Consider the following 17850-nt stretch of genomic DNA (forward strand, 5'->3'; position numbering starts at 1 on the left):
ACCAGGGGCGCCTGCCCGTCACGGCCAGGTGCGCTCGACACGGTCGTGCCGTACGGCGTACGCCGCCGGGCCGCCCTTCTCGACGGCCCGGTGGATCGCGTCACGACGCGCGACGAGCCGCTCGACCATCTCGGAACTGCGAAGCTGCTGGTTGTCCAGGTAGAACAGCACCGCCTCGCGCTCCAGGACGGGCTGGATCTCAAGATCCCGGGTCTTGATCCGCCCGTCCTTCGACAGCGGGACCCAGGACCGGTCGAGACCGTAAGTGATCCACTCCTCGTCCGGAACGTCCTGCCCGTCGTCAGGAAAGACGTCCCCGATGCGGTGAACCGTCCACCCGCAGGCTCTCAGTCCTTCCGCGACACGGCGACCGAGGTTCCGGTCGAGGAAGAACTCAGGCGGCAAGGTGCACCACGGCCCGGCAGAGCGCGTCCACCTGTGCAGGCGTCATGTCGTAGTCGTACGCGATGTCCTCGACGGTCTCCCCGGCCTCCCACAGGTCGGTGATGGCCTGGACCGTGACGCGGTTGGCGGCCACCACGGGGAGACCATGGCCGAACCTCGGATCGATCACGACGGGGACGGAGTCCGGGTACTGCCTCAGCCGCAGGCTGGAGGGGAAGTCGTCGCCCGGCTCCCAGGTGAGGTATCGGAGATAGTCGGAGACCACTTCGTGGATGGGGACCTGGCCGTCGCGGGCTCTGCGGAGATCTCCCCAACCGTGCTCGATGAAGATGTCCACGCCGTCTGTGGCGATCCGCTTCGACACGAGGCCATACGGGGTGTCGAAGGCGTCTCGTACGGCGGCGGCGGCCTCCCTGATCTCACTCATGCGGAGGCCCAGAGAACGCAGAGAACGAAGAACGTGTGCCTCGGCCACCGCGATGAACGGCACCGAAGGCTGTCCCCTCCGTACCGGCTCGACCTGGTGGACCAGTGGCGCTCCGGCGGCCTTGCCCTTCAGCCACGAGGTCAGGGTCGACTGCGGAATCTCAAGGTAGGAGGCGGTCTCTGCGGGCGTCAGCAGCCCGTCGTTGAACCTGTCGACCATGTCCCACCTCCTCTTGGCGCCGGATTTCGCATCGTGCCACATCAAGCCTCCCACCTGCAGGTGGACCGCACACCCAGTCATCGGCTCAGCCAGCCACAGGGAGTCGGTCTTTGGCCTGGCAGTCCCGGCAGCGTTCAATTCACTTTAGACCGCGATTCTCGATAACCAGGGTTATCACTGAAAACTTGGATTCAATAACTTCTCCGCCTCTACCGTCGGTTCTGTCACACCGGGCTCGCGCAAAGCGAGAGACTCAGCCCTCTCGCCCACCGCATGAGGCCGGCCCAGGAACCGACCACGGAGGGCGGAGAGCACCATGACGGAACACCCCGCACAGAACGAGCCGAACGCATCCGATCATCAGGTCGATCACCGCCGAGGCGCCTCCTCGACGCTCTCCCGCCTGACCGCCCGCCTCGAAAGCTCGGCGCTCGCCGAGGCAGCCCGGGAACTCCTGCGAGAGGCACTGAGCGCCACCGCGACGGAGTCCTCCGGCACCCCCGCCGCTCCGCACCCGGACCAGCGGGTGTTCCTCGACTCCATCAGCGTCAACGGCTTTCGCGGCATCGGCCGCAAGGCGCGTCTGCCGCTGACCGCGAAGCCCGGCGTCACCCTCGTCGTGGGACGTAACGGCTCGGGGAAGTCCAGCTTCGCCGAGGGCGCCGAGACGGCGCTCACGGGCCGGACCGCCCGCCTGGACAAGCAGCGGGGCGAGGTGTGGCGCCGGCACTGGCGCAACCTGCACGACGGTGCCGACCCGAAGGTCGAGGTCCGCCTCGCCATCGCGGGCGACCCCCGGCTGTCCACTCTGGCGTGCACCTGGCCCGGCGACGACGTCACCGCCCCCGAGGTCGAGTTCAGACGGCCGGGCCACGGCCGTCGCCCCTCCGTCGGCGTCGGATGGGAGCGGGCCCTGAAGGACTACAGCCCCTTTCTGTCGTACGCGGATCTCGACAAGGTCCTCAACGGCAGGCCCAGCGAACAGTACGACTCGGTCGCCGCCATCCTCGGACTTCGCGAACTGACCGACGCGGACGAGCGGCTCCAGGGCATCGAGAAGACGCTCGACTCCGCGCTGAAGCAGGTTGAGGCCGAACGGCCCGCACTCGCCGAGGCGTTGTCCGCACTGGACGACCCGCGGGCGGTACGCGCGCTCGCCGTCGTCGGCAAGGCGGGCGAGCCCGACTTCACCGAGCTCGACGCCCTCGTGACCGCATTGCCCGACGCGGACGAGGGCCGCCTGAGCGAGCTGCGCGCGACCGCCGCCCTGGCCGGACCGGACCTCGGCGTGGTCGGCGCGGCCGTGGACCGGCTGCGCGAGGCCGTCGCCGTACTCGACGACGTACGTGCCTCGGGCGCCGAGGACGCCCACCAGCGCGCGGAACTGCTGGCCAAGGCCCTGGAGCACAGCCGTCGGCACGAGGACGAGAACACCTGCCCGGTGTGCGGGTCCGACCGGGCGCTCGACGAGGCGTGGGCCGAGCGGGCCGCCGAGCAGGTGGCGACCCTGCGACGGGAGGCCGCGACCGCGCGGGAGGCCCGCACCGGACTGCGGGACGCGATGGACGCCGTCCGCTACCTCGTCACGCCGGTCCCCGCGTGGCTGCCCGCCCCGCTCGTGGACCCGTGGGAGGAGTGGCAGGCGTGCCGGGCGATCGATGACGCCGAGCGGCTCGCCGCCCGCGCCGAGACCGCCGCGCTCGTCCTCGCCGACGCCTGTGCCGCGCTGCGCGAGGAGGCCCTGCGGGAGCTGGAGAAGCTCGACGAGGAGTGGCGCTCCTGTGTCACCCGCCTCGCGGGCTGGCTCGACCGGGCCCGGCCCGCGTACGCCGGCAGGCCCCGGCTGTGCCAGATCAGGGCGGCACGTAAGTGGCTCAAGGAGGCGCGTGCCGAGCTGCGCGAGGAACGGCTGCGGCCGTTCGAGGACCACTCGCAGCAGATCTGGGAGGAACTGCGCCAGCAGAGCAACGTGGACCTGCGCTCCGTACGCCTGACCGGCAGCGAGAAGGCCAATGTGCGCAAGCTGGTGATGGACGTGTCCGTCGACGGCACCGAGGCGGCGGCCCTCGGCGTCATGAGCCAGGGCGAACTGCACTCCCTCGCGCTCTCGCTCTTCCTGCCGCGCGCCGCCGCGCCGGACAGCCCCTTCGGGTTCGTCGTCATCGACGACCCGGTGCAGTCCATGGATCCCGCCAAGGTCCACGGCCTTGCGAAGGTGCTGCACGACCTCGGGGAGACCCGGCAGGTCGTGGTCTTCACCCACGACACGCGACTCCAGCGGGCCTTCACCAACCAGGAACTCCCGGTGACCGTGCTGGAGGTGGAGCGGGCGGGCCGGTCCGTGGTGACCGTGAACCGGGTGACCGATCCGGTCCGCCAGGCGCTGGCCGACGCACGCGCCCTCATCCGCACGCGAAACCTCCCGCCGGTCGCGGTGACCCATGTGCTGCCCAGCCTCTGCCGCGCCGTCCTGGAACGGGCCTTCTCCGAGGCCGCGTGGCTGCGGCTGCACCGGGCCGGGGTGGCCGAACACGAGGCGGAGAAGACCGTCGCGGGGGCCGTAACGCTCATGGACATCGCCGCCCTGGGGCTCTTCGGAGACCCGACGAAGGGGGCCGGTGAGGTCTACGGGGAGCTGCGCAGGCGGTGCGGCCCCAGGGCGGTGGACCTCGTCCGGCAGTGCCAGGAGGGCGCCCACCCGGCGGGCACCTCGATGCCGGACCCCCAACGGTTCGTGGACGACATCAAGGCCGTCGCTCTGACGGTACGTAAGCCCGAGGAGGGGCCGTGAACCAGACGATTCGCCAGCTGCTCGACACCGCCGACCTGCTGCTCACAGACACTGGCGAGCCCGCCACGTCCACTGCCGCCACGGCGAGCCGGTGTCGAGGTGCAGCCTTCGCCCTCCGGGTCGCGCTGGAGAGCGCGGTCGCCGACCGCCTCACCGCCCACCGGGCGCCTCGCGCGATCCGGGAGGGCACCCAGCGGGCCGCGTTCCTCTGGCTCCGCGGTTGCGCCGAAGCAGGAGCGGCCCGCCGCGCGAAGGCCGTGTGGAGCCAGCTCTGCCTGGGATGCCACTACCACCAGTACGAGATCGGTCCCACGGAGGACCAGGTCCGCGCATGGCACACCGAAGTCGCGGCGCTCGTCGCCCTGTTGGCCCTCTGATCCGCATCGACGCCGCGAGAGGCGCTGCCGGGAGGAGACACGCATGAGAACGAAACCACGAGGGCGGTTATCGCCGCCGTCCACAAAGAGCGGAACGAGGAGCAGCACCATGACGGCCCGTACGTCCAAGCGAACCCTGTACCGACTCAGGGGCGTGCCTCCCACTGCCGACGCGATGTTCGACGCCCTCGACGCGAACCAGTTGGAAAGGGTCCACGCAGACTTCGACGTCCCCGAGAACCTCGGTGTACCAGCGGTCCTGGTCACCGGCAGCTTCGAGCAGCCCGTCGCGAGCTGGTGCGACGAGATCTTCCGTACGACAGGTATCGAGGTGTCACGGCCCGTGAACCGCTCGGCCGGCCTGCTGATGCTGGCCGTCGACGGCGAGGTGTACGCGATCGGTTACGACCAGGGCTTCCGCCTGGTGCCCGACCGCCTGAAGGACCACCGCTTCGGCCTGAGCTTCGCGTCCCGCCGGGTGGACCCCGCGAAGATCCGGGACCTGGTGTCGCACACCCCGGGCGGAGGGCGCACCGACATCACCCTGATCCCGAGCGGGGCCTCGGTGTGGAGCCTGGGCATCGTCGAACACGCCCAGATCGTGCGCCGCCTCGGCGGCCACCTGGACAACATCCCGCTCACCATCTCCCGGGACAACCCGGGGAAGATCTCCAGCGCCGAGGGCGGCGCCGGCCTGCGCATGCGGCTCGGCGTGGAGGGCGCCGACCTGATCGCCGACATCCGTGCGATCGCCCGCGTGCTGCGCGAGGAGAAGCCGAGTCCGGAGCTGGAGTTCGTCGAACACGTCGTGCCCGTCGACGATCCCAGCCTAGTCACCCATCTGGAAGCCGTCCTCGACGACCTTCTGGGACAGGAGCCCGACGGGAGAATCAGCGTCGCTGTCCCCGCCGACCGTTGGGACGACTACATGGCCGCCAGAGCGTTCAAGGCCAGGATCAACAGCGACGTGGCCGGCCGGTCGACCGACGACTTCGACCTTGAGTACGTCCTCTGCCGCGCGCGCATCCAGCGTGCGGGCAGCCGCGTGGCCGCGCTCCGGGAAGGAACCGTCACCCTCTATCGGCATGGCCGCGCCGACCGGGCCGACGAAATCTGGACGTCCAGCGCGCTCCGCTGGATCGAGGCGGAAGTCTTTCTCGACTCCCGCCGGTTCTTCCTGATGGACGAGCACTGGTACGAGATCGACCAGGAGTATCTGAAGGCGATCCGCTCGCACGCCGAGCGGCTGATCACCGACACCCCGTCCGTCGACCTGCCCCCGTGGGTCCTCGGGGAGAAGGAACGCACCTACAACGCGTCCGTGCCGGATCAGCGGCCTGGGTACGTCTGCTTCGACCGCGACAACGTACAGACCTCCATGCACCGCGGGAACGGCGTGGAGATCTGCGACCTGCTGAGCCCGGACGATGTCCTGGTCATGGTGAAGCGAGCCAAGGGCTCCGACGCCCTGAGCCATCTCTTCAGTCAGGCGCTCGTCGCCGTACAGACGCTACGGAACTCCCCGGAGGGCAGGGAACGGTTCGCCAAGAAGGTGGCGGCGGCCCGGCAAGCGCACGGTCTGCCGGAAGACTTCCGGCCTTCGAAAGTCGTCTTCGCGATCCTGCTGAAGGATGGCACCGACCTCACCGCGGACACCCTGTTCCCGTTCTCACAGGTCACTTTGGTGCAGACGGCGAGGACGCTCGAAACATGGGGCGTCCAGGTCGAGGTCATCGGCATCGCCTCCACTCCGTCGGCCGCCACCTCGACTGGGACTCGGCGGTTGGCGGCGTAGCCGCCGCGCACCGTAACGACGTACACCGACGTGGCTGGCGAGCCGTTCCGGATCTCGGGGCCACAGCGATGCCAGCTGTTACGCCAGCGACTTTCGCACCGCGTCGACCAGTGACGTCGCACGCAGGTCGTCGAGGCCCCCGATGATGTTGTTCATCGCATAGCCGAAGGCGATGCCCTGCTCCGGGTCGGCGAAACCAAGTGAGCCGCCTCTGCCTGTGTGACCGAAAGAGTTCGGCCCGATCATGGGGTTGGTCTCGGTAGGCAGCATGTACCCGGAGCTGAACCGGCTCGGGATCAGCATCACCTGGTCCTTCCCACTGGCCTGCTCCTTGGCCGCCGAGGCCAGGGTCTCCGAGGTCAGCAGGCGCACGCCGTCCACCTCGCCGATCAGCGCGGCGTACATGCGCGCCAGTGCGTGTGCGGTGCCGATGCCGTTGGAGGCCGGGAGTTCCGCGGCCTGCACCTCGGGCGAGTCGAAGTCGATCGCGGCGGGGTCGGTGACCGCGTACGCCCGGTTGCTGAGTGACTCCGGATCCCGCCAGGCGGCGACCTGTTCGCGGAGTTCTTCGGGAACCGACTCGGCGGGCACGGTGGTGAGGTCGATGGCCGGTCGCTGGTACACCATGCGGCTAACCCGGTCGCGTTGATCCGCTGGGAGTCCGATGAAGAAGTCGAGCCCGAGGGGGGCGGCGATCTCGTCGGCGAAGAAGCGGCCCGGTGTCCGGCCGGATACCCGGCGGATCACTTCGCCGACGAGCCAGCCCCAGGTCCGGCCGTGGTAGCCGTGCGCCGTGCCCGGAGTCCACTGGGGACGCTGAGCGGCAAGCGCGGCTGCCATCGGGTGCCAGGCCAACGCCTCGTTCAGCGGGACGGGTTGGTCCAGTGTGATCAGGCCAGCCTGGTGGGACAGCAGCCAGCGCACCGGGATGTCCGCCTTGCCGTTCGCGGCGAACTCTGGCCAGTACTTTGCCACCGGCGCGTCCAGGTCCAGCGCACCGCGCTCGGCCAGCATGTGTGCCGCGGTCGCGGTCGCCCCCTTGGTCGCCGAGTAGACGAGTTGCAGCGTGTCTCGTGTCCACGAACGATCGGTCTCGGGGTCGGCGACACCGCCCCACAGGTCCACTACCGGTCGGCCGTACTGGTAGACGCACACCGCCGCGCCGATGTCCCCGTGCTGGGCGAAGTTCGCCGCGAACGCCTCACGCACCGGTTCGAACCCAGCCGCGACCTCACCGTAGATCGTCGTCATGCCGTCCATCCTGGCATTACGACAGCCTGCTCTGAGGGGGCGGGCTCGGCCTCTCAACCCGAGAGGTGACGGTCACGCCGCGACGGGCACGGCCTGAAGCCGCTCGCGGAACTCACGGACAGCGGGGACGGACTTGCGCGGTTCGAGGTGTGCCGAGAACTCCTTCAGGCGGTCCAGAGCCCTTACGGAGCTGACACTGCTCTCCAGGAGTTCGGTGCCGTAGTTCGCGGCGTCAAGCGCCCCGTCCAGGTCGCCGCCGGCGAGCCGGGCTTCGGCCAAGCGGCTGGAGCGTACGGCCTTGTCCCGAGGAGCCGCGCTCTTCACCGAAGTCTCCAGGGAACCGGTCGCGCGCTCCACCTGCCCGGACCGCAGCAGGACCTTGCCCTCGGTTGACTTCAGCTGCGCCTCGCCGAACCAGTTGAGCCAGTCCGGGTTTTCCTCCGTCGTGTGGTGCTCCCAGTGGGACAATGCGCGGTTGAGCGCTGTACCGGCATTCGCATGGTCGCCGTCGCGGGACAGCGCCTCGGCCTTGTGCAGGTAGAGGAAGGACTGGGTGTAAGGCGACAGCGTTCGAGGGGCGTTGTCGATGGCAGTGGAGATGAGAGCGACGCGCTCGGCGGTCCGTCCGGCCTCGGAGACGTGAACGCCCATCTCCGCGAGGATGAAGGCGCCGAACGCGTCGTCTCCGGCGGTACGGGCGCTGCGCAGGGCGCCGACGTAGTAGCGCTGGCCGGCGGACCGCAGACCGGCGTCGTAGGCCATCCAGCCGGTCAGGTGCGACACCCGGGCGGCCAGGGCGTAGAGGCGGGTTCGGATGCTCTCCGTGTACCTGCCGGTGCTGAGGAGTCCGGTAACGAGGGCGAGATCGCCGCGTGCCTGCTCCAGGAGTGTGGCCCCGCCGAGTTGGTCGTCGAGGGTACGGAGCGTGCTGATGCGCTGCTCGATCGTCGAGACCATCGTGTCCGTGACCTGATCCCCGCCCAGAGCCGAGGCGAAGGCGGACGGCGCGTCCACCCAGCTCGCCGCGAGGCCCGTCAAGGCGGCGCCGGTGATGGTGAGAAAGCCCCGGCGATCCATGCGGCCACTCCCCACGAGTTCGGACAACGCCTCAACGGTACCGGCCTCGGTCCACGGGGCGGTGAGTCCCGTGACCTCCCAGACCGGCAGCCACCGGGGCCAACCTTCCCTCCGGGCCTGCTCGTACGGGACGCGCAGCAGGTCGGCGAGTACGCGCTGGGCGTCCGCGTCCGGCTCCTGTCCCTGCTCCCACTTCCATACGGTGGTCCGGTTGGTCGCGAGCGGGATTCCGAGCGACCGCCCGTGCGCCTGCATGAGCCGGGCGAACTCGGCCTTCCCCCATCCACGCGTCTGGCGGAGGAAGCTCAGCGGGTGGACTGCCAACGGCTCACCAGGCATGTCATCACTCCCGTCATCCCCTCAAGGCGTAGTGGGGAGGCTACTTCGCGTGGCCGCGTACGGGGAGGGCGTCCCCATGAGGAACCCCCTAGAAACGTTCCGCCTTGCCGTCAGGGGCCGTTGACTGAATATCAGCCGTCCACGGAGCCCGCGCAGGGTGCAGCTTCCAGAACGGTTCTCAGATCGGCGGCTCCGCCCCTGTTTCCCCGTCAGGGGACGGAGCCGCTCTCCAACTCCTCGGAGGCGTCCGCCATGTCCACGCTCGTCCATCGGTTCGTCCTCGCGGGTGAGGAGAGGGAAGTTTCCCTCGCCCGGCGCACGGTCGTCGACAAGGTGCGTGCGTGGGGTGTGCCGTTGAACGACGACGCGGCTGACGCCATCCGTCTCGTCGCCTCCGAGCTCGTCGGCAACGCCGTGGTCCATGGGGAAGGGTCCGTCACCGTCACGCTGTACCACCGGCCCGGCCGCCTGGTGATCGACGTACTCGACGACAACCCTGCTGCTCCGCAGATGAGTTGTGCCCAGGCCGACGACGAGAGCGGGCGCGGCCTGGCGCTGGTCGAGCTTCTCGCTTCGCGGTGTGCCTGGGAACCCGCCGGCCAGGGCAAACGCGTATGGGCGGAGATCCCGCTTCCTAAAGCGGCGCCCGCCATCCGAGCTGCCGTTCTGCGCAGGCTCTTCGCGCTACGGCCGAGGCGCGGCGTAGTAGCTGAGCCCGAGTCGCTCGCCCTGGCGGTCGCGTGATGGGACGACACACCTTACGAGCGAATCCGCTACCTGATCCCGACGTGGTCTTCCGGCCCACCCGCCGAGACATCGACCCCGTCACCAGAGAGCCCACTGACTACGCGCTTTGGGATCGCCACGAGTGGCAGGCACGCGGCGAGTGCTGGCTGTGGTGCGGACGCGACGACGTCGAGGTGACGTGGATCGGGCCCGTCCGGTCGAGCGGCATGCACGCGGCCCTCTACGCCTGCCGTGCCTGTCTGTATGAGCTGGACCAGCGCGTTCTGGAGATCAACATGCGCGAGGACGTCGGCGGCCGGCCGAACCACCGCTGACCTGCCCTGTCCCTGGCGCCGGACTGCCGCTCATCGAGCTGCCAATGACCGCCGCCCCACCGCAACCCACATCGCCCACGGCCGTGGGGCGGCCATAGACCTCCCGTCGGAGCCCTGACGGGAGAACCGAAGAGGAAGGAGTACGAGGTGGCAGAGCCCACGACACCGCCTCCGGCCCGGAGCGGCCTCCTGGTGGCGGTGCAAGAGCTGACCGCCGTCCACGACCGGTACGACAGCCTCCGGTCGGACAACCAGGGTAGTTCCGGCGACGCGCCGTGGCCGGGTGGCGACGGCAACCTGCACGACAGCGAGTAGGCACCAAGCGGTGAGGGCTGGCGTGGTCGGCCGCGCCGGCCCTCACCGCGTCCGCATCAGTGGTCGAACCCATGGAGGACGCACGATGGAACACCGGTTGATCAGTGCCATCGAGGCAGCGCTCGGCTGGAGTGGAGCCGAGGCGCTGGGCAAGGAATTTGTACGCGGGAGCATGGACGACCCCGCGCTCGTCTCCCGCATCATGACTCCGAACCGCCTGCTCGACGTCGCGATGCGCAGGAGTCTGAACCGCCCGCAGTTCCGGTGCTTCCAGAAGGGCGAGGAGGTCCATCCGGCCATCTACTACACCGACAGCGTCAGTCCCCGCGGCCAGAGCATTTCCATGGTCAACATGCGCAGCCTGGGCAGGCTCCTGAGGGAAGGCGCGACGGTGATCATGGACCAGGCCAACATCTTCGATCCGACGATGGAGGTCGCCTGCCGGGCCCTGCAGTGGTGGTCCCGCGAGCGAGTCCAGGTCAACGCGTACCTGACGACGAACGACGCCTCCGGCTTCCCCCTGCACTGGGACGACCACGATGTCGTCATCGTCCAGCTCGCGGGTGAGAAGGAGTGGGAGGTCCGCGCAACCTCCCGTCCGGTCCCGATGTACCGGGACGCCGACCCCAACAGCACTCCGAGCGACGAGATCATCTGGTCCGGCCTGATGCGGACCGGCGACGTCATGCACATCCCCCGGGGCCACTGGCACCAGGCGACACGGACCGGCAGCGGCTCCGGCAAGAGCCTTCACGTCACGTTCGGCATCACCAAGCGCACCGGGGCGAGCTGGCTCGCGTGGCTGGCCGACTGGTGCCGCGAGCGCGAGATCTTCCGCCACGACCTTGACCGCCGGCACGGAACCGGCACCGCCGCGCTGACCGAGGCCGCTGCCCAGCTGGTCAGCGAGCGTCCGCCGGCCGACTTCTTCGACGCGTACGAGCAGGCGACGACCCTGCCTCGGCACGTGCCGTTCCTCGACGTACTCGGGCCGCTCGACGCCGTGGTGTGCACCACCCATTTCCCGCCCCAGCTTCAAGAGCGCGGAGAGACCGTCGACGTCGTGGCCTCGGGGAAGAAGCTCACCCTCGCGGCCAAGGCCCTGCCCGCACTGCGTCTGCTGCTCAGCGGCAAGCCGGTCGCGCTGGAACAGGCCACGGCCGTCGTCGGAGCCGAGGTGGCGGAGGTCGCTGAGATCCTGGTGGAGGAGGAGCTGTGCGCGGTGCTGACCCCCGAGTTGTTCTCGGGCTACACCGGTCTCGTCACGAACGCCGGCTCCTGATCGGGGCGCTCGACCTCGGCGTCACAGCACTCGACACCAGCACCAACTACCTCGGCTTCCGTTCGCATCAGGTCCTGGCGAAGACGGCCGGAGCCCTGTTGCCTAAGTTCACCGTCTCCACGAAGGTGGGCTACTTTCCGGGACCGGGCGGGGCGGAGCACTCCCTGGCTCCCGTACGGCTGCACGCAGCCGTGGAACAGGCGGCTAGGGACCTGGGGCAGGAGCCGGATCTAGTGTTCCTGCACAACCCGGAACACTCGCTCCGCGAGGCCGGCCCTGGTGGCCAGGAGGTGCTGGCAGAAGCGTGCGCTGCCCTCGATGACGCCACGGGCAAGGGCCTGTGCGCCGCCTGGGGCATCGCCTCCTGGGATCCCTCATCCCTGGTGGAACTGATCGGCCCGGCTGTACCCAGGCCGGCGACCCTCATGGTCCGCGCCGGCCTACTCGTCGGAGTCAGAACGCTGGACGCCGCGGACGCCCTCATCAAGGCGTGGGACCTGGACCCCAGCGAGGTATGGGGCATGAGCCCCTTCGGCGGCAGCACCAGCGACTCGGTGTGGGCCAGGATCGACCCCCGCGTCTTCCTCGGTGACAGACGTCAACTCTCCTGCATGCAAGCGGCGTTCATAGCCGCCTATCACCTGCCGAGGGTCGGCACTGTGGCTGTGGGCACTGATGAGCCCGCCCATCTGGGCGAACTCATCGGCGCCCTGGTCGGCGAGGTCGAGGAACGAACAGTCCAGGAGTACCGGAGTCTCCTGCGAGACCGTTCACACGATCAGCTGGCCTGAAGCTCCTTGAAGACCTGCTCGGCCATGCGCCGGGCGGGTTCCAGCCGAGGGTCTTCCGGGTGCGCGTACGGCCCGAGGATCTTCGAGCAGGCAAACAGCGTCATCAGCTTGCCGTCCCAGCTCTCGAAGTCGGACCGGCGCTCGTGCCATACGCGATCGGCCAGAGCCGGGACGGCAAGGGAACTCGCCCACAGCGAGGCCGCATCCAGACCCCGCGGCGCGTTACCCCAGTCCTCCCAGTCGAAGAGACTGAACGCCGGAGCGGTCATGTTGGCCCAGTTCAGGTCCGCGTGGGCCGGTACCCACTGCTCGATGGTCGGATCGAAATCGCCGGAGAAGACACCGCGGATGGACTCGGTGACCAGCCCCTGGGTGATGGTCTCGGTGTCCGGTGTGGCGACCCGGCTCGTGCTCTGGGCCGCCAGCGCGTCCAACGACGCGTTCAACGCCTCCCACCAGTCATCTGGCAGTTCTGGGTCTTCGCTCAGGATGGCGTTTCCGACGCGAGCCCCTGGCAGGAGTTCGGTTTCGTCGGCTCGCCACATCACCGGCCCGTCCGTGGCCCGCCAGACCACACATCCGTGCCATTCGGGCTGGGCGATGACCTTCAGACGAGCGGCACTCTCAGTCCCGTTCCACCCCTGGTCGGAGATCTTGTCGAGCAGGCGCCGTTCAATCCGAACCCAGGTGTCGCGGTCTGTTCTGGCCCCCACGGATCGGCGCTTACGCACCATCGTCTCCGGGAGCAGCCCCACTTGGAGAGACCGCTCGACGCGATCAAGAACCTCGTCAACCGGCTGTACTCGAAGGTCGACAGCCTGACCCGTGGAGACCGAGAGCGTCATGGACGCGACCGTAGCAGTGGCGCAGTGAGAGGCGCCTGTTTGCCGAAGTACGGGCGGTAGCCACCAGCCAATCCAGAATCCGACTGCAGGGTCCCCACCGCCGTCCTGCCGTTTCTGAACTCTGCTCAGGCCCCCCACCCCGTTACGGCCTGAGCTTGGAGCGACTGCACGAGATGGGCGCCCTGATCGCTTCGTCCGAGCCCCACCGCCCGAAGGCCCGGGGTGGGGCGGACTGGCCAGCCGAGAGGAGGCGCTGGAAACTGCTCAAGCCCAGATTGTCCGTGCGGCTTGCTACGGAGTGAGCCGGTTCGGCCCGCGGAACAGGAAGCTGGCTTGGCGGATGGAGTCCAGACCGAGCAGCACCATCAGCACTCGCCCGAGCCCCATGCCAAGGCCGCCGTGGGGCGGGCATCCATACCGGAACGCGTTCAAATAGTCCTGCATCGGCTCAGGGCTCATGCCCTTCTCGGCGGCCTGCTTCAGCAGCACGTCGTACCGGTGCTCGCGCTGCGCGCCGGTGGTGACCTCCAGGCCCTTCCAGAGCAGGTCGAAGCTCAGGGTCACGCTAGGGTCGTCGGCCGACCGCATGTGGTAGAAGGGCCGGATGCCGACCGGGTAGTGCGTGATGAACACGAACTCGTGCCCGGTGGCCTCCTTGATGTGAGCCGAGATGCTCCGCTCGCCTTCCGGGTCCAGGTCTTCCTTCACCCCTGCCAGGTCCCAGCCACCCTTACGCAGAATCTCCCATGCGTCGGCCATGGTGGCGCGGGGGAAGGGCGTCATGGGCACGGTGACCTCGACGCCGAAGTGCTCGGCGATCGCCTCACCGTGCGCCTCGGCGACCTTCGCGATCGCGTGGGCGAGCATCTGCTCCTCGAACGCCATCACGTCCTCGACGCCGTCGACCCAGGCCAACTCCACATCGATGCCCGTGAACTCGGTGGCGTGCCGCGAGGTGAACGAAGGCTCGGCGCGGAAGACCGGCCCGATCTCGAAGACCTTGTCGATACCGGCCGCGATCGCCATCTGCTTGTAGAACTGCGGCGACTGCGCCAGGTAGGCGCTGCGGCCGAAGTAGCCGACCTCGAAGACCTCCGCGCCGGACTCCGAGGCTGTGCCCATGAGCTTGGGGGTGTGCATCTCGGTGGCGCCCTGCGCGTAGGCGTACTCGCGCATGCCCTGTTCCAGGGTGGTCTGCACGGCGAACAGGAGCTGAGTGGCAGGACGGCGGCGCACGTCCAGGAAGCGCCAGTCCATCCTCTGCTCCAGCCCTGTGTGCTCGTCGATGGGCAGCGGCGTCGCGGCCGGGTTCAGAACCTCGACAGCCTCGGGGACGATTTCGAGGCCACCGAGCTTGACCTGGGCTGCGTCGACGACGCGTCCTGTGATCTTGACTGCGGACTCGGAGGTGAGAGCTTCGAGTTGGGCCTCCAGCGGCCCGTCGTCGCGCTTGTGGGTCACCTGCACCATGCCGGTGTGGTCGCGCACGATGACGAACTGCATGTGGCGCTGCAGGCGGAGGGTGTTCACCCATCCGCAGACGGAGACGGTACGGCCGACGTGTTCTCGTAGGTCGGAGACGGGTACGCGGCTGTGGATCATTCGGTCCTCCGAAGGACGTCGTCATGATCCCTTGGGAGTGCGGGCGAGAAGGGCAACTCGCGGTACCACCGCACTTTCGCCGCCACATGGTGGCGACCTCGTTCAGGCCCAGTGACGGGGGCTGGCCGGCGGGGAATTGGACCACCAGACGCGGGTCGTTCCTCCCCGCGCTCAGGAGGGTCTTCACCACGGGACGCGAGACCGCCTTCCCAGCTTCCAGCGGCTCTCTCTGCTCGCGTGATCTGTGGGTACTCGTCTCCGTCAACGCGTTGCCCAGCAGGATACGGAGCGGGCAGTGACAGCAGCAATCAAAAAGACGGGCGTGCAGCCAGAGACGCATGAAGGAACGCGGTTTACTCGCTCGTCGTCATGCCGTCTGCCCCTTCCGTACTCAGGCAGGACGAGGGGGCTGGCCCCTACGTGCTAGGGCAAATTTGTCCGCCTTATTTCCAGTTCGCCACTGGCAGACAGGAAATCCCCGGAAATGACTGGTGCCCGGCCGCAAGCCATGTCAACGTACACACCCCCGCCAGAACACCCACCCCCGAACCCACGGAGGCGCCCCTGTACCCGCACCACCCCAGCGACCCCCTCCGCCCCGACTCGCAGGAGCCGTTGTACTGGGTCACCCCTCGGCACCTGGCTGGTGACGACGGCGTACTCGCCGAGCAGATCGGGTCCGCCCTGACCGGTCTCGGCTGGCGCATGTGGCCCACCTCCCGCGACACCCTGTTGTACGTGAGCCCGGACGGGCTGTGCGGTGCCGAGTGGGTCCTCGCGGCCTACCCGTTCGAACTGGGCGGGCTGCCGGTGGCCTGGCAACTGAGTGCCCGCCCGGATGCCGACTCCGTGATGACATCGTGGAACGCGTACTTCACCGCCGGTATCCCGTATGAGGCACTCGCCGACCTCCTCGTTGCGGTCGACACCCGCGAGGCGCCCGACATCGGCTACGAGGGGCCCGAGACGGTCCTGAACGCGCTTGGCGCCCAGGACTGGGTCCGTGACCTGGACAGTCCCCACACCACCGCCATGGACCCCGGGTTCTCCGCCACCTTCTCCCTGGGGCTGCAGCCGCCGCTCGTCCAGGACGCCGATCCGCGCCCCGGCTTGATGGGCTGGCAGGCGTGGACGGAACCCGTTCTCGGCGCCCCGTATCTGTGGTGCGCCAGTTTCAGCGCCGGTGTCCCCCATGATCTGGTCGCCGCCTTCGCCTCCTCGCTGGCCTCGCTGGCCGTGGTGTCCCGCCGCACTTTGCCCAAGGACGCCGAGGGCCGGCTCATGGTCGTCCGCCGCAGCTGACGGCCCGCGCCCCAGGGGTGGCTGTTGTGCCGCTCCTTGCCGACCGCAGATTTCCCTGAGCGGCCGGTTCCCCGCACTCGCCAGACGGCAGAGATGGAGACCCGTATGTTCCGAATGTTTCGGTGCCGTGTTCGCGCCGACCGTGAGTTCCGTGATGTTCAGCGTGAGATCCAGGCGCTGCTGCAGACGCACACCGAAATGCCCTGGCCCGATGCTCCCGACCCGGTCGCCGCTACCACCCAAGACACTGCGGAGGCTGCGCCGGAAGCCGACTTCCTGCCGCCGGAATTCAGGGCGCCGTCCCGCCAGGACGTCGCCGGGTTCATGATGCGCTGGGACCAGCCGCTCGTCGTCGACGGCGAGGTACGTGAGTGTCCCGCGTGCGGCGCGTACCGGAACTGGGTTGTCCTCTGCCTGCGCGACGACTCGGTGTGGCTACGCTGCCGTGCCGGCCACACGGCGCGGGAGCCGGGGCTGGACGCGGCCTGGTACAACCGCCACTCCGGTCCGGCCGACCACTGGCACCCCACCCTTGAGGACGGGCTACGCCACCTCGGCCACTGACTCCCACGAAACCCCCCTTCCCTTCCCCTCCACATCGCCGGCCCCGGAGAGCCGGCTTGGTCAGACCGTTCGCTCCGCACCAACATGGGGGTTCCACATGCGTTTTCCCACCACAGCCGCGCTCTGCCTCGGCACTGTGTCCGTCCTGGTCCTGACGGCCTGCTCCAACGACAGCACCCGCGCCACGGACCCGACGTCTTCCGCCTCCGTTTCCGGACGCCAGGAGGGCAGGAACACCCCGGCTGCCGGGCCGTTGTCCTCAGCCGGGCTGGCCAAGCGGCTTCTCGACGAGGGCGACCTGGGCGAGGGCTACGCCCGCAAGGCAGAGCTGCCCGGTCGGCACGCTGACGTCAAGGTGACCGGCTGTCCCGCGCTGGAGGAACTCGACGCTGACACTGCGGCCGGCGGCAGCCTCGGCTTCCCGCGCCGGGCGAAGGTCTCCTTCACCTACGCAAGCGGCAACGGCTCGGAGGTCTCTGAGGAGTTGTACAGCGGCACCGCGGCCAAGCTCTCCAGTGGCGTGGGCCTGATCTTCGAGGCGATGACCTCCTGCTCCAGCTACCGGGTCCTCGCCGGCAGCACGGCCGTCACGGTCACCGCCCACGAGGTGCCCGCCCCGAGGTTGGGTGACGAGCAGTGGGGCCAACTGCTTACCTTCACGGCGGGAGGACGTAGCCAGGTCGTCAAGCAGACCGCTGTTCGTGTGGGGATGGTGGTTGCGGTGGTCTCGGGTTCGCCCGCGCTGGTCGATGCCCATGTGGAGGAGGCGGTGGCGAAAGCCCGTGTGACCACGTGAGTTCGCGTGCATGCCGAAGGCCCGGCCGGTGTCTCCGGTCGGGCCTTCGGCATGTGGGGCCAGGGTTCGTGGTCTGAGGGTGTCGGCCGGTGGGTGGAGTCCTGAAGTGCCGCCCGTGTGTGGTCAGTCTTCTTCGAGTTCGGCGTGCCCTTCGGGCGCGCGCAGGGTGCTGTGGATGTCGGACAGGCGTTCCAACTCCGCGTAGTCCTCGTCGGTCATGAGGTCGTAGACACTGTCCAGGGAGTCGTCGGGCAGCAGGTACGCGTACTTCATGTACAGGCTGACGAGGGCCCTCCCCACGAGGGTGCTTTCGCTCATCCAGCCAGCCTCGTCAGGCAGGCCGTGCACGACCGCCATGTCTATCTCGTCCGAGGTGCTGGTGGAGAGCAGGTCGTGCTCGATGCCGGTGAGCGGGCGGCCGTCGCGGTTGTACAGACGACCAAGTTCATCGCAGCGGGAGGGATCCACGTCGGCGAGGAGGATGACGACGCGGGGGCGGATTTCGGTCTGGGCCATGCAGGGGGGTTCCTTCCGGGAAGTGGGAGTCGGGGTTGGGGCACGAATGCTCCGGACGATCCCCGGTTTCGGTGGCCGGGGATCGTCGGCTACAG

Annotated in this window: 18 protein-coding genes and 1 pseudogene; 12 read left to right on the forward strand and 7 right to left on the reverse strand. The window is 68.7% G+C overall.

Translation table 11 applies throughout. The annotated features are described in order from the left end of the window. Positions 1–18: 18 nt before the first annotated feature. Both ACIQGV_RS12645 and ACIQGV_RS12650 read right to left on the reverse strand, forming a co-directional pair. Positions 19–405: a toxin-antitoxin system, toxin component, PIN family protein gene (locus ACIQGV_RS12645; protein WP_176162646.1), complete on the reverse strand. Its 387-nt coding sequence runs from the start codon at positions 403–405 to the stop codon at positions 19–21. Beyond that, positions 395–1051, reverse strand: coding sequence for a DUF433 domain-containing protein (locus ACIQGV_RS12650; protein WP_070204397.1), 657 nt, complete (start codon positions 1049–1051; stop codon positions 395–397). Before ACIQGV_RS12650 ends, ACIQGV_RS12645 begins: the two co-directional genes overlap by 11 nt. Before the next feature lie 316 nt (positions 1052–1367). Here ACIQGV_RS12650 and ACIQGV_RS12655 point away from each other — a divergent pair, with 316 nt between their 5' ends. The 3 genes from ACIQGV_RS12655 to ACIQGV_RS12665 all read left to right on the forward strand — a co-directional run bounded on the left by ACIQGV_RS12655 (position 1368) and on the right by ACIQGV_RS12665 (position 6014). Further along, positions 1368–3842 (forward strand): AAA family ATPase, encoded by a 2475-nt coding sequence (locus ACIQGV_RS12655; protein ID WP_402493732.1) that lies wholly within the window; start codon positions 1368–1370, stop codon positions 3840–3842. Next, positions 3839–4219 (forward strand): hypothetical protein, encoded by a 381-nt coding sequence (locus tag ACIQGV_RS12660; RefSeq protein WP_400891842.1) that lies wholly within the window; start codon positions 3839–3841, stop codon positions 4217–4219. Before ACIQGV_RS12655 ends, ACIQGV_RS12660 begins: the two co-directional genes overlap by 4 nt. Before the next feature lie 109 nt (positions 4220–4328). Next, the gene (locus ACIQGV_RS12665; protein ID WP_402493735.1) at positions 4329–6014 is read left to right on the forward strand and encodes a TIGR04141 family sporadically distributed protein; all 1686 of its coding nucleotides are present in this window, start codon (positions 4329–4331) and stop codon (positions 6012–6014) included. 78 nt (positions 6015–6092) lie between these two features. Here ACIQGV_RS12665 and ACIQGV_RS12670 read toward each other — a convergent pair whose 3' ends face one another. Together ACIQGV_RS12670 and ACIQGV_RS12675 are read right to left on the reverse strand one after the other, a co-directional pair. Further along, positions 6093–7265: a serine hydrolase domain-containing protein gene (locus tag ACIQGV_RS12670; protein WP_402493737.1), complete on the reverse strand. Its 1173-nt coding sequence runs from the start codon at positions 7263–7265 to the stop codon at positions 6093–6095. Between the two features lie 72 nt (positions 7266–7337). After that, on the reverse strand, positions 7338–8681 hold the full coding sequence (locus tag ACIQGV_RS12675; protein ID WP_402493739.1) for a transcriptional regulator: 1344 nt from the start codon (positions 8679–8681) through the stop codon (positions 7338–7340). Positions 8682–8933: 252 nt separating this feature from the next. Here ACIQGV_RS12675 and ACIQGV_RS12680 point away from each other — a divergent pair, with 252 nt between their 5' ends. From ACIQGV_RS12680 to ACIQGV_RS12700, 5 genes are all read left to right on the forward strand, one after another. Further along, a complete protein-coding gene (locus ACIQGV_RS12680; protein ID WP_402493742.1) occupies positions 8934–9425 on the forward strand; it encodes an ATP-binding protein in 492 nt (163 codons plus the stop codon). 176 nt (positions 9426–9601) lie between these two features. Continuing rightward, the gene (locus ACIQGV_RS12685) at positions 9602–9742 is read left to right on the forward strand and encodes a hypothetical protein (protein WP_402493744.1); all 141 of its coding nucleotides are present in this window, start codon (positions 9602–9604) and stop codon (positions 9740–9742) included. A 147-nt stretch (positions 9743–9889) separates the two neighbouring features. Continuing rightward, positions 9890–10057 carry a hypothetical protein gene (locus tag ACIQGV_RS12690; protein WP_167307964.1) on the forward strand — a complete coding sequence of 56 codons (168 nt, stop codon included), beginning with the start codon at positions 9890–9892 and terminating at the stop codon, positions 10055–10057. 85 nt (positions 10058–10142) lie between these two features. After that, entirely contained in the window at positions 10143–11339 is a 1197-nt protein-coding gene (locus ACIQGV_RS12695) for a JmjC domain-containing protein (RefSeq protein WP_402493747.1), read from the forward strand. Beyond that, complete coding sequence (locus tag ACIQGV_RS12700) at positions 11273–12130, forward strand: aldo/keto reductase (RefSeq protein WP_402493749.1); 858 nt, start codon at positions 11273–11275, stop codon at positions 12128–12130. Before ACIQGV_RS12695 ends, ACIQGV_RS12700 begins: the two co-directional genes overlap by 67 nt. Here the strand turns inward: ACIQGV_RS12700 and ACIQGV_RS12705 are convergent. Continuing rightward, positions 12118–12975: a hypothetical protein gene (locus ACIQGV_RS12705; RefSeq protein WP_402493752.1), complete on the reverse strand. Its 858-nt coding sequence runs from the start codon at positions 12973–12975 to the stop codon at positions 12118–12120. The two genes, ACIQGV_RS12700 and ACIQGV_RS12705, sit on opposite strands and share 13 nt — an antisense overlap. A gap of 90 nt (positions 12976–13065) precedes the next feature. Between ACIQGV_RS12705 and ACIQGV_RS12710 the strand changes: the two are divergent. Continuing rightward, positions 13066–13277 (forward strand): annotated as a pseudogene (locus ACIQGV_RS12710) (flavoprotein); the annotation flags it as partial. On the opposite strand, the gene aspS reads toward ACIQGV_RS12710, so the two are convergent. Further along, positions 13267–14577, reverse strand: coding sequence for an aspartate--tRNA(Asn) ligase (gene aspS, locus ACIQGV_RS12715; RefSeq protein ID WP_402493754.1), 1311 nt, complete (start codon positions 14575–14577; stop codon positions 13267–13269). The pseudogene ACIQGV_RS12710 and the gene aspS overlap by 11 nt on opposite strands. Before the next feature lie 615 nt (positions 14578–15192). On the opposite strand from aspS, the gene ACIQGV_RS12720 reads away from it, so the two are divergent. From ACIQGV_RS12720 to ACIQGV_RS12730, 3 genes are all read left to right on the forward strand, one after another. Then, positions 15193–15879: a DUF317 domain-containing protein gene (locus ACIQGV_RS12720; RefSeq protein ID WP_402493756.1), complete on the forward strand. Its 687-nt coding sequence runs from the start codon at positions 15193–15195 to the stop codon at positions 15877–15879. A 93-nt stretch (positions 15880–15972) separates the two neighbouring features. Then, complete coding sequence (locus ACIQGV_RS12725) at positions 15973–16443, forward strand: hypothetical protein (RefSeq protein ID WP_402493757.1); 471 nt, start codon at positions 15973–15975, stop codon at positions 16441–16443. A 97-nt stretch (positions 16444–16540) separates the two neighbouring features. Then, entirely contained in the window at positions 16541–17239 is a 699-nt protein-coding gene (locus ACIQGV_RS12730; protein ID WP_402493758.1) for a hypothetical protein, read from the forward strand. 123 nt (positions 17240–17362) lie between these two features. Here ACIQGV_RS12730 and ACIQGV_RS12735 read toward each other — a convergent pair whose 3' ends face one another. Then, positions 17363–17755: a hypothetical protein gene (locus tag ACIQGV_RS12735; protein WP_402493761.1), complete on the reverse strand. Its 393-nt coding sequence runs from the start codon at positions 17753–17755 to the stop codon at positions 17363–17365. Positions 17756–17850 lie beyond the last annotated feature (95 nt).

It is taken from the genome of Streptomyces sp. NPDC093094, assembly GCF_044754345.1.
Lineage (GTDB): Bacteria > Actinomycetota > Actinomycetes > Streptomycetales > Streptomycetaceae > Streptomyces.